An 11,616-nucleotide genomic window follows, 5' to 3' on the forward strand; every position below is an offset into this window, starting at 1 on the left:
TGCTTCCCCTGGAGTTTTAGCTGTGGCACCAGTACTTGTCGGAGTTGGTGTTGCTAATGATGGTGATGCTGAGATTTTTCTCTCTTTTTGTACAGTCGGTTCCCCTGGAATTTTAGCTGCTGCACCAGTAGTCGGAGTTGCTGCTGGTGTTGAGATTTTTGTCTCTTTGTTCTCTGCTACTTGTTTTTGTTCAGGTGCTGGTTTTGTCTTAGTTTGCGCTTGTTGTGATAAAGCAGGAGATTTTGGAGTTGCTGTTTCTACCACAACAGTACCTTTGCTCTTGTTAGCAGTAGTCTCTGCTTTCTTCGTTTCCTCAATTTCCTGACCTATAGATTTTTTGAACCTTAATACATCAAAACCCTTTTGATGCAGCAGTAACCACGACTGAATTAAATCTGGTCCTTGCATCGCACCTGTTAAGGATGCTCTTAGCGATCGCATCACTATGCCTTTTTTGACCTTAACCTTCTGAGTAACTTTTTTAATACTTTGCTGTGCATCATCCGCTCCTAGAGGTACATCAGCATCTATCATTTCTAGGAGAGAATTAATAGATTTAACAGAATCTTCTTTCTGCATTTGTTCTGCTGCTGCTTCATCCAGTTCTACAGTAGGAGAGAAGAATAACTTACTCATTTCCACTGCATCTGTGAGACGAGTCAAACTTGGTCCTATTAATGCTGTTAGTTGTTCTAACCAAGAGCGATCGCCTTTGGGATCTAATTCATATCCTGCTTTTTGCCAGATGGGAATTAATTTATCTGTCAGTTGTTCTACTGGTAAACTATGTAGATATTGACTGTTTATCCAATCCAACTTATCCCAGTCAAACTTAGCTCCTGCTTTATTCACCCTTTCAAAACTAAACTTTTGTCCTGCTTCTGCTAGGGTAAATATTTCTTGGGTTGCGTCTGGAGGCGTCCACCCAAGCAAACACATATAATTTGCTAGTGCTTCGGGAGTAAAACCCAATTCTTTAAAATCAGAAATTGAAGTTACTCCATCCCGTTTTGACAATTTTCGTCCTTCTTTATTCAGAATTAGAGGTGTATGGGCAAACTCTGGTACTTTTCCCTCCAAGGCTTCATAAAGTAATATTTGTTTAGCTGTATTTGCAATATGGTCTTCACCCCGAATCACATGGGTAATTTTCATATCCATATCATCTACTACCACTGCCATATTGTAGAGGGGTTGTCCTACTTTACCCCCTCCTGCAGCACGGGAAATGACCATATCTCCTCCTAGGTCACTGCCTTTCCAGGTTACTTTCCCCCGGACCATATCATTCCAGGTAATTATCCGATCATCATCTATTTTGAAGCGAATTACTGCTTGCCTTCCTTCTGCTTCAAAAGCTGCTTGTTGTTTAGCTGTGAGGTTCCGGTGGCGGTTGTCGTAGCGGGGTGCTTCTTTTCTTGCTTTCTGGGCTTCCCGCATTTCCTCTAGTTCTGCTGCTGTACAATAGCAGCGATAGGCTAATCCTTTGTCTAGTAAATCTTGAGTTGCTTTCTGGTATAGTTCTAGGCGTTGGGACTGATAGGATGGTCCTTCATCCCACTTTAATCCTAACCAGGTTAGTCCCTCTGTAATATTTTTAGTATATTCTGGGCGGGAGCGCTCTAAATCTGTATCTTCTATTCTTAGGATAAATTTTCCTTTCTGGTTCTGTGCAAATAACCAGTTAAATACAGCAGTTCGGGCTGTACCGATATGTAAATTTCCTGTTGGGCTTGGGGCCAAACGAACTCTAACACTCATATCAATTTCTATTTTAGTTTTTTGTTTTTAGATTTTATTCTACTTCTGGTTAAATCTGAGAAGATATATAATCCACCAGAGTGATATAAAAATCTCTAATTTTGATACTGACTTGATTTCCTACTTTTACCACAAAAATTAGGCTTTCATCAAACAGTAATATCTATGATATTTGTTATGAGTGTTAAGTTATATATTTTACGGGACTGACGGGGCTCGAACCCGCAACTTCCGCCGTGACAGGGCGGTGCTCTAACCAATTGAACTACAGTCCCTTTTTTTAAGCCATATACAATTATGGCGCTTTCTATTTTATTTGTCAAGCATTTCTCTAAATTTTTTTTGCATCTTTCTGTTCCTTTTAGCCAAAACCTTTACTATATAAGACTTTAAAAGTTTGATTTTTTTTTATTGAGGATTAGTAGATAAATCCTCCAATGTCTTTTTGAGACTTTTGACTTTTAATTTTTAAATTTTGATTTGCATGGCTAGAGGTTAGTGGTGAAAATGAGAACCTGAGTCACTTGTAGGGGGTTAAAATTATTATCGCTGATTAGGATGAGCGATCGCCGACCATCTGCCAATCTTGGACCAAAGGTCATTCCTTCAATATTGTCTGAGATTAATTCTAAATTGCTCAAATCTAATAGTAATTCTTTTTGTACGGGAGAAATATTAGTAAGTTTACTGTTTAAACTATTAATTTGTTGAATATTATCTGCATCTGACAAATCGACTTGAAATAGTTTGATCGTATTTCCAGTGTCTAAAGAAAAAGATCTTTCTAGACTTAAAAGATGAGTATCATCTAAGGCTATTAGTTCTACTAAACCATTAGTCTTAAAACCACCTAAATTATTAGATGTAGAAGTAATAGGTTCTGTAATATATAAAAATTCTTTTTCTGGCTGACTTTTAATTAAATCATACTGTAAAATTCGACAAGGACTTCCCGCAGTAACACTTGCTTCTGCACCATCTTGAACTAAAGCATTTTCTGTGGCAGTGAAGAGATATTTTTTGCTTGGAGTAATAGTTAAATTTTCCAAGGCTAGATTATTTCTAATTCCACTGTCAGCTTGTATCAGAAACTTTTCTGGAAGTGGCAAATTTCGTAGTTGTTTACCTGCTAGAGAAAATTCTTTAATAAATGGTTGTATTTGACGTTTTCTATCTCCTTCAGAAGAGATAAATAAATGAGTTCCAGTAAAAGTAATTCCTTCTGGGTCAATACTTAGAGGAGGAAATGGTTGACTTATTTCATTTAATAAAGTTATGACATCTATAAAAGTTACAGTTTCTTCTGAAATTTTCTCTGATTCTAGGTCAATCTTTAGAGTATAAAATCTGGCTGGTGCTTTACTACTGCGGTCATCAGAAATTGCGTAATAAATTTGTTTATCTGCATTATAGATTATGCCAGAAAGTCCGCCAATTTCAGTATTTTTAAATTTTAAACCTGTGGGAAAATTAACCTCTCCTAAAAAAGTTATTTGAGGTATGATTGCTTGAGTTATTGACTTAATAACTATGGCTATAGTTACAATAATAACTAAACAAGTAACTAAGGTAAAAATTAGATATTTATATCTTTTATTTTTTTTGTTATTCATCATCAAATATTATAAATTGAGAAGTCGTGTTTATTTGTTTATCTCAAATATTTATGGTATCTCCTCGATCTACCAGACTTATAAGGGTTAAAACTGCACAAAATATTTATGCAGCTAAAACCCCTGAGATTGCTTCCTTGCACTTCGTTCCACTCGCAATGACATAGTGATATTTAAGGAAATAGGGAATAGGGATTCATTAATGAATAATAGATAATTACCTCAAGGAAAACCGCAACGGAATTGAATATAAGGAAATATCCAATCCACCAAGAGAAGAAAAAAATTCCTTTTAACCAATCCTCTTCTTTATCAGAAGAGGTAATTATTAATTATTAATTATTAATTATTAATTATTAATTGTTGAACAATATCCTATCTTTGCTATTAGTGCTGATAGCTAAATACTTAAATTAGTATTTTTTTATCTATCATTCCTTCTTCCTTCTTCTAAAAATTTGAACAACCATTCTTTAATATAATAAGTAGCATAACAATCATCTTCATTATAAATAACAATTGCATCTAATAAAGAGCGATCGCCAGTTTTCAACCATTCCTCATACCAACAAACAGATTGAGCGCCATTAGCTTCAGAATTTCGCCATTCAAAACCTAACCAACGGGCAATATTTTTCAGGGCATAACTTTCTATAGGTAATGTAATAGTTTGAGTCACAACTTGATGAATATCCACAAATCTTTTCAATAATGGTTTCCACTTGTATGTCGGAGTTTTATAGAGTTTAGCTAATCTTTTTACAGTTTGAGTTTCATATTCACAGAAGTGGTAAATTGGAGCGATAGGATATTTCCAAACTAAGTCTAAAAATTGATGCCAAATCAATTCTTCATATAGAGGATTTTCGGCTAAATGAACATAAAACTTTTCTGTATTGTAACGTTTATCAACCACCAATACACCATGTAAATAATCCAGGCTAATGTCTGGTTTAGCTTCAATATCAAAATATAATTCTACAGGAGCATTGACTAGCTTAGTTAATTTATAATCAGTAATTGGTAAAGTTTGACTATCTAGTTCTCCGGTAAATTTTCCATTTCTCAAAATAACCTTATTTTCCCAGACAGATTGAGCTTGTTGTACAACTTGTATTCCGATTCCATCAATAAATTCGGGGTAACTTTCTAAATCATTAGGATTAGCTTGAGCGAGAGATTCTAAAGTTGTTAAATTCAAGGTCTTCAACACAGCATATCTACTAGGAGTAACTCCTGGTAAAAGAGATAAATGTTTTTGATTTTCAGCAACAGTATGACAGCTATTATACCAAGTACAAATATTACATTTTTGACGGGAGATAAAGACTTCTGGTTCCAGAGAATTTTGCAACATAGCAATCAACTCAGAAATAGTTTCCTGCATTTGTTGAATTCGCTGTTCTAAATTAACTTTATATAATCCTTTTTTTCGGAGAATTAACCAAGCAGTTTCTGGCAAAACTTCTTGAATACTTTCTAATATTTGAGCGTGGAAAGCAGCAACTATTTGATACTCTAATTTCGGACGTTTGCTTAACTTAACATCCATGGGAATATAAACCCAATCACCAAAGCGAGAAGATCCTGGTTGTTTAATTAATAGATCTGGATAACTAACAAAATTAATCGATGGAAAATTATCACTATGAATTTGATTTTGTGGGGGTAATTGTATGGCAGATTGCTGAATCATTAATATTCCCTTGTAAATAACATCAACACCTGCTGCCATTAATTCTTCTGTAGCCTTGCCTCCTGCAAATAAATCTCCATGAGGATAATCTGGTTTTTGATAATTATAATTATTGACAATACTAGACCTAAATTCCGAACTATCTCTAATCAATTTCAGCAAAAAATCGCTAGGAGATTCTTGTTGTCTAAAATCTCCATAAACATCTAAAAATGCTTTTCTGGGACAGCGTTGGTAAGAAAGTAGCTGAGAGTCAGTTATAAACATTAATTATTTAGTTAGTGAGTCAGGCATTTAACAGCAGTCAAAAATCTACAGCGACACAAATCAAAATCTATATCTATTGACTTTAATCGAGTGATAGAATAGAAATAAAATGGATAAAAAATAAAAAATTTTTATAATTACCAAATAGTTAAGCCTCAAGAAAATTAACTTTCATAATAACTATAACTATAAAAATGTTAAAAAAATTACAAAACCAATCTCCAACTCACCACCTTACGGTGCTTTATATTGCCGGACTCAGTATAATTGCAGGGTTATTTTTAGTTGAACAAATAATAGCAAAAAAAACCCTAGAATATCAATTTACCAGTTCTCGGGTAATTAACATTGCAGGTCGTCAACGAATGCTGAGTCAAAAACTGAGCAAAGCTTCATTAGCTATCCAGTTGAGCGCCAATCCAGAAATAAAAAAACAACGTCAAGAGGAACTACAAGATGTTGTGCAATTATTCCAACGTTCCCATGAGGGACTACAGTGGGGAGATTCAGAGTTAGGATTACCTGCTAATAATAATAGCCCTACAGTCAAACAAATGTTTGCTGAAATGGACGAATATTATCAAGCAATAGTTGAGGCAGCTAAAGATTTGCTAATAGCTATAAACTCAGATTCACCACAGAAAAATATTAGCCCTTTTGTAGAAAAAATTCTGGAAAATGAGGCAAATTTTCTCCCACGGATGAATGAAATTGTTTTCCAATATGATGCTGAGGCCCAAAAAAAAGTTCAGCAAGCTAGGCAGACTGAAAATTTATTATTGATATTCGCTATATTACTAATTTTGTCAGAGGGACTCCTTGTATTTCGACCTGCAGTTGAACAGGTTAAAGTGCATATTCAAAAAGTGGCCAAATCCCAGAAGCAAACAGCCGACATAGCAGCAGAATTAGAAGAAAAAAATCAGCAATTAGATATTGCCCTAAAAGAAGCTCAATCAATAGCCAAGCTCAAGTCAGAATTTGTGGCCAATATGAGTCACGAAATACGCACGCCGATGAATGGAGTAATAGGAATGACAAGTCTACTGTTAGATACTGCTCTAGATCCCCAGCAACGAAATTTTGTCGAAATTATCCGTGATAGTGGAGATAATTTGCTAGTTATTATTAATGATATTCTCGACTTCTCAAAAATTGATGCTAATAAATTAGAGTTAGAAAATCAAGCTTTTGATCTGCGAGAATGCGTGGAATCTTGTTTAGATTTGCTAGTTCCTCAAGCTACAGATAAAGAACTAGAATTAGCCTATATTATAGATGATTCTACTCCCTGCACAATTATTAGTGATGCGACTCGGTTGCGTCAAATTATGGTTAATTTAGTCAGTAATGGGGTTAAATTTACTGACTCTGGAGAAGTAATAATAAGTGTCACTGCTGAAGAAATTAACTCGGATAATTCTCAATCTCCTACCCACCAAATCCATTTTGCCATCAGAGATACTGGTATTGGTATTTCACCTGAAGGTTTGAAGAGACTGTTTCAACCTTTTTCTCAGGTAGACTCTTCCAGTACTCGTAAATATGGAGGTACTGGTTTAGGTTTAGCGATCAGTAAGCAACTATGTGAAATGATTGGCGGCCAAATGTGGGCAGAAAGTGCGGGGAATGTGACAGGAAATCCTGTAGTTGCGAATCAAAATAATTTAGTTTGTGCAAATTCTCTTGTTATAGGTTCAACTTTTCACTTTACAATCTTAACTACAACTGCTCCCAGTATCCCTAAACCTTATCAAAATCCTCAGCCTCAACTTACTGGTAAACGAGTATTAATAGTTGATGACAATCCTACTAATCGACTCATTTTAAAAATACAAACTAAAAAGTGGAATATGATTTCTACAGGAGTAGATAGTGGTGCAAAAGCTTTAGATTTGCTGATGAGAGATAAATATTTCGATTTGGCTATTTTAGATGTGCAAATGCCTGAAATGGATGGTCTAAATTTGGCTGCTACAATTCGTAAGTTGCCAAAACTGAAAACACTACCATTGGTAATGTTAACTTCAGTCGGTTGTCCAACGGATAATGTTATGGTAGATTTACAAGCTTTTGTGAATAAACCGATTAAATCCAGTCAATTGTACGATGTATTGATACAAGTTTTTGCTAATCAGGAAATTCGGATGAAAAATCAAGTTCAGGTAGATACGAATCAGAATCTGGCGAAACAACTACCTTTAAGAATTTTACTGGCTGAAGATAATGTTATTAATCAAAAGGTGGCGTTGTTGATGTTAAGACAGATGGGTTATCGTCCTGATGTGGTTAGTAATGGTCTGGAAGCTTTGGCAGCTTTGGAGCAAGTACCTTATGATTTAGTGTTGATGGATGTACAAATGTCAGAAATGGGAGGTTTGGAAGCAACAAAACATATCTGTCAAACATACGGCAAAGAGTTAGACAAAAGACCTGTTATTGTGGCAATGACTGCTGGAGCAATGGAGGGCGATCGCGATATTTGTCTGCAAACTGGTATGGATGATTATATTAGTAAGCCAATTAAAGTACAAGGTTTACAGCGGGTTGTGGCAAATTGGGGACCAAGAATTTTGGCAAATAAAAATTCAGGATCGGAAGTGCTACTAGAAACATCCGAGTTTGTTTCTTACTCTCCCCCTCCAAACCTAAGTAAGCTTTCTAGCGTTCCTCTAGTTAATTGGGAGGTTCTCGCAACTATTCGGGATGAAATACAAATAGAGGGTGAACCAGATGTACTAAAAAAATTGATTAATTTGTTTATTCAGGAAACTTCAGAACTGTTAGCAATTATGAAAAAAGCTATAGATAAACTTGACACTGAAACTTTACAATTAACCGCTCACAATTTAAAGGGATCTTGTGGAAATTTGGGAATTGTAGGTATGGAGAAAACTTCTGCTTCTCTGGAGGAAAAAGCTAAACTTGGTTTGATATTTGAGGCAGAAAAACTGTTAATTGAATTAGAAAATGAGTTTGTTCGGACTAAATCTGAATTAGAAAATATGTAAGCATTCAGCCGTCAGCTATCAGCTATCAGCTATGAGAATTCTTACCTCCTGATTCCTGACTCCTGACTCCCTAAGACAAAAGTCACTGTAGCAATATGTAATTAAATTAATATTATTTTTTATTATAGATATTATAGAATTTATGATATAATTGCCAAGCACAAAACTTTGCTGTTAAACATTAATCATTTTATGAACCAGAATCTTTCCCAATTGTCAAATTATCGACAAAATTTTCCGGCTTTAGCTAATAAAAATTATTTTAATTATGGCGGTCAAGGACCGATGCCTGAAATATCTTTAAAAGCAATTTATGACTCTTATCAAAAAGTACAAAATCTCGGACCTTTTTCTGAAAAAGTTGGTAAGTGGGCGATAAATGAAGGAGCTTTAATACGAGGAGCGATCGCTGCTGAATTAGGAGTTTCTACAGATACTATTACTTTGACAGAAGATGTTACGGTAGGTTGTAATATTCCACTGTGGGGTTTAGATTGGCAGCCAGGAGACCATATATTACTTTCTGACTGTGAACATCCGGGAGTTATTGCCACAATTCAGGAGATTCAAAGACGTTTCAATATAGAAGTTTCTACTTGCCCAATAATGGCAACTTTAAATGAAGGAAATCCTGTAGAAGTAATTTCTCAAAACTTACGCCCAAATACAAAATTATTAGTAATAAGTCATATATTGTGGAATACAGGTCAAGTTTTACCATTAGCAGAAATTGTCAAAGCTTGTCATCATTTATTTCCATCACCAATTAAAGTCTTAGCTGATGCTGCTCAATCTGTAGGAGTTTTACCTTTAAAATTAGCAGAAACAGAAGTTGATTTTTATGCTTTTACTGGTCATAAATGGTGGTGCGGACCAGAAGGTTTAGGGGGACTTTATGTAAGTGCTAAAGCCAGAGAAAGTTTAAGTCCTACTTTTATTGGTTGGCGGAGTGTTTTGAAAGATAAAATTGGTAAACCGATAGGTTGGCAACCAGATGGTAGACGTTATGAAATAGCAACTTCTGCTTATCCTTTATATTCTGGGTTAAGGGAAGCAATAAGTCTACATAATCAATGGGGAACTGCAACAGAAAGGTATGAAAAAATCAAAGAATTAAGTAGATATTTATGGGAAAATTTAAGCAAAAGTCCTGAGATTAAATGTTTGCGCACAGCACCACCAGAATCTGGTTTAGTTTCTTTCCAGTTAACCAATGGTAAATCCCATCAAGAGTTGGTTGAATATTTAGAAAACAAGGAAATTATGGTGCGAACTATTCTCGACCCAGATTGTGTGAGAGCTTGTGTTCATTATTTTAGTGGAGAGGCAGAAATTGATACATTAGTTGCAGAAATTAAAGCTTTTGTTTAGGTAATTGGGAATAGGGGGTTCAATAATTAATAATTAACAATTAATAATTAATAATTAATAATTAATAATTAATTATTATCTCTCCTTAAAATGGATAGGATTAAGCAAAATGATTTTTTTTCTTCTCAAGGGGAGATTGGATATTTCCTTATATTCCACATTCCGTTACGGTTTTAACCAGAGGTAATTATCCATTATCCATTAATGAATATGCAGGACTACCCTCGTAGGGTGCCCTGCAATGCACCTTACACAACAGAAGTCCGTATAACGCCCGAATGGGTCGGTAAGTCCTGAGAATTTCTGGAGATATCTATAAAATGTTCCTACACTAAGTAGATAGGCGTTAAAATTTATTGTTATAGCGCTACTTGAATCGGGAATAGGGAACACTTAACTGGGAACAGTTGACTATCAAAAGGTTTCAGGATTTAGAAATGTCCGCGCCCTATTTGCGTAGTGCTATATATGAAGGCAGAGGACATAAGGCAGAAAGGAAGAGCTTTTAGAGCTACTTTACTTTTTGTTACATAGTTAGTTTTTTTCGTGCCTACCTACTTAACTATAGTGAGGAAATTTAACCGAATTTGAGATGACACCAAAACTTTTGACTTGATATATAATATTAAACTAAATTTACGTTTTTACTTCCAGCTAAAGGTAAAACACTATGAGATTTATATTAGGAATCATCGCTGTTTTAACAATTTGGGTAATGCCAGTCAAAGCCCAGATATCTAATACCCAGGTTCAGAAATTAGTCGAAGCACTAAGACTAGCAGCACCACAAACAGGAACAGAAAATGATGGTCTGTATAGCGACTGGCAAATTAAACCAGATAATATTCCTAGATGGTCGAGACTTTGCACTGGAGAGGAAATGACTGTAGAAGAGTTTGAGGCAAATACAACAAAAGCGAGGGAGATTTTGGGATGCGTTATGACAGATATTTTAAAAGAACAATATGCTGCTAGTGGTAATGATGAGTCCTTAGCAGTGCGTCGAGCAGCAGCATGGTGGATGACAGGAGACCCAAGTCAATATAATCAAGGTGAGATTGCTAAGTATACCGATCAAGTTTTAGATTTCTATCAAAAATAGAAATTATGAGACTCTGTTGGTGAATTAATTAAAAATCCTGTAATATCAAATCTGGATAGTATCGGTATAAAAAAGTATATTATTCCGGGTTTGTATTAAATTCTCCACCATACTAACATCTACCTCCTATAAACCCGGTTTCTTATAACACTCTAAACCAAGCGGATTTAATATAATAAAGGTGCAATAAATTTTTGCTTGAATAATTGAAATCTTGAATATAACTGCTTCTTTATTATATAAATTTATCGATCTGATAGAGCAATAAAATCTATAATTTTGTTGCTTTTTTTATTCCTTATTTCTAACTCCTAAGCGGCAACTAAACTATTTATAGCAAACATTTTTTAAACTTGTATTAGTAGCTACAGCGCTTTTCAGATTCCTGAACCACATATTCAAAATTATAACCCTTTTAGGGACGTTCCATGGAACTTCCCTACTGTGGTCTATTCAAATGGAAACTGCTATAATACCAAGGGTGTTCATTAATGGATAATGGATAATGGATAATTGATAATTACCTCTGGTTAAAACCGTTACGAAATTGAATATAAGGAAATGTTATTTCTTCTCTTGGTCGATTGGATATGCCGAGGAGACCTCGGCATCCCTCGACCGCTTTTTTCCCCTTGAAAGGGGAGGCTTTGAACCTGAATTATTTAATTGATAATTATTAATTAGGGTTTGCTGAAAAAGTCTTATGGGTGAGGGTAGGAGTCAACCCACCCCTAACCCCTCCCAGGAGGGGAAGTCAGGAGGAATGGGGAATTTAGAGGAGGTAGGAGGAAGAAT

5 protein-coding genes, 1 tRNA gene and 1 pseudogene are annotated in these 11,616 nt (G+C 35.1%); 3 read left to right on the forward strand and 4 right to left on the reverse strand.

Features of this window, described 5'->3' with window-relative positions; genetic code table 11:
* Positions 1 to 336 precede the first annotated feature (336 nt).
* From gltX to ACP6PM_RS12630, 4 genes and pseudogenes are all read right to left on the reverse strand, one after another.
* Positions 337 to 1,761 (reverse strand): annotated as a pseudogene (gene gltX, locus ACP6PM_RS12615) (glutamate--tRNA ligase); the annotation flags it as partial.
* A gap of 201 nt (positions 1,762 to 1,962) precedes the next feature.
* A tRNA-Asp gene (locus ACP6PM_RS12620) sits at positions 1,963 to 2,036 on the reverse strand.
* A gap of 213 nt (positions 2,037 to 2,249) precedes the next feature.
* The gene (locus tag ACP6PM_RS12625) at positions 2,250 to 3,377 is read right to left on the reverse strand and encodes an esterase-like activity of phytase family protein (RefSeq protein WP_426585081.1); all 1,128 of its coding nucleotides are present in this window, start codon (positions 3,375 to 3,377) and stop codon (positions 2,250 to 2,252) included.
* A gap of 421 nt (positions 3,378 to 3,798) precedes the next feature.
* Complete coding sequence (locus ACP6PM_RS12630) at positions 3,799 to 5,337, reverse strand: TM0106 family RecB-like putative nuclease (RefSeq protein ID WP_426585083.1); 1,539 nt, start codon at positions 5,335 to 5,337, stop codon at positions 3,799 to 3,801.
* 194 nt (positions 5,338 to 5,531) lie between these two features.
* On the opposite strand from ACP6PM_RS12630, the gene ACP6PM_RS12635 reads away from it, so the two are divergent.
* From ACP6PM_RS12635 to ACP6PM_RS12645, 3 genes are all read left to right on the forward strand, one after another.
* Positions 5,532 to 8,348 carry a response regulator gene (locus tag ACP6PM_RS12635; RefSeq protein WP_426585085.1) on the forward strand — a complete coding sequence of 939 codons (2,817 nt, stop codon included), beginning with the start codon at positions 5,532 to 5,534 and terminating at the stop codon, positions 8,346 to 8,348.
* A gap of 192 nt (positions 8,349 to 8,540) precedes the next feature.
* Entirely contained in the window at positions 8,541 to 9,719 is a 1,179-nt protein-coding gene (locus ACP6PM_RS12640; RefSeq protein WP_426585087.1) for an aminotransferase class V-fold PLP-dependent enzyme, read from the forward strand.
* A 670-nt stretch (positions 9,720 to 10,389) separates the two neighbouring features.
* Complete coding sequence (locus tag ACP6PM_RS12645; RefSeq protein ID WP_426585089.1) at positions 10,390 to 10,821, forward strand: hypothetical protein; 432 nt, start codon at positions 10,390 to 10,392, stop codon at positions 10,819 to 10,821.
* The last annotated feature ends 795 nt before the right edge of the window (positions 10,822 to 11,616 follow it).

The organism is Dapis brunnea BLCC-M229 (assembly GCF_050015995.1).
In the GTDB taxonomy this organism is placed as follows: Bacteria; Cyanobacteriota; Cyanobacteriia; order Cyanobacteriales; family Microcoleaceae; genus Trichodesmium.

Excerpts from the sequence above, each read along its gene's own strand:
- ACP6PM_RS12625 (WP_426585081.1), bottom strand. The coding sequence starts at position 3,377 with ATGATGAATAACAAAAAAAATAAAAGATATAAATATCTAATTTTTACC.
- ACP6PM_RS12630 (WP_426585083.1), bottom strand. The coding sequence starts at position 5,337 with ATGTTTATAACTGACTCTCAGCTACTTTCTTACCAACGCTGTCCCAGA.
- ACP6PM_RS12635 (WP_426585085.1), top strand. The coding sequence starts at position 5,532 with ATGTTAAAAAAATTACAAAACCAATCTCCAACTCACCACCTTACGGTG.
- ACP6PM_RS12640 (WP_426585087.1), top strand. The coding sequence starts at position 8,541 with ATGAACCAGAATCTTTCCCAATTGTCAAATTATCGACAAAATTTTCCG.
- ACP6PM_RS12645 (WP_426585089.1), top strand. The coding sequence starts at position 10,390 with ATGAGATTTATATTAGGAATCATCGCTGTTTTAACAATTTGGGTAATG.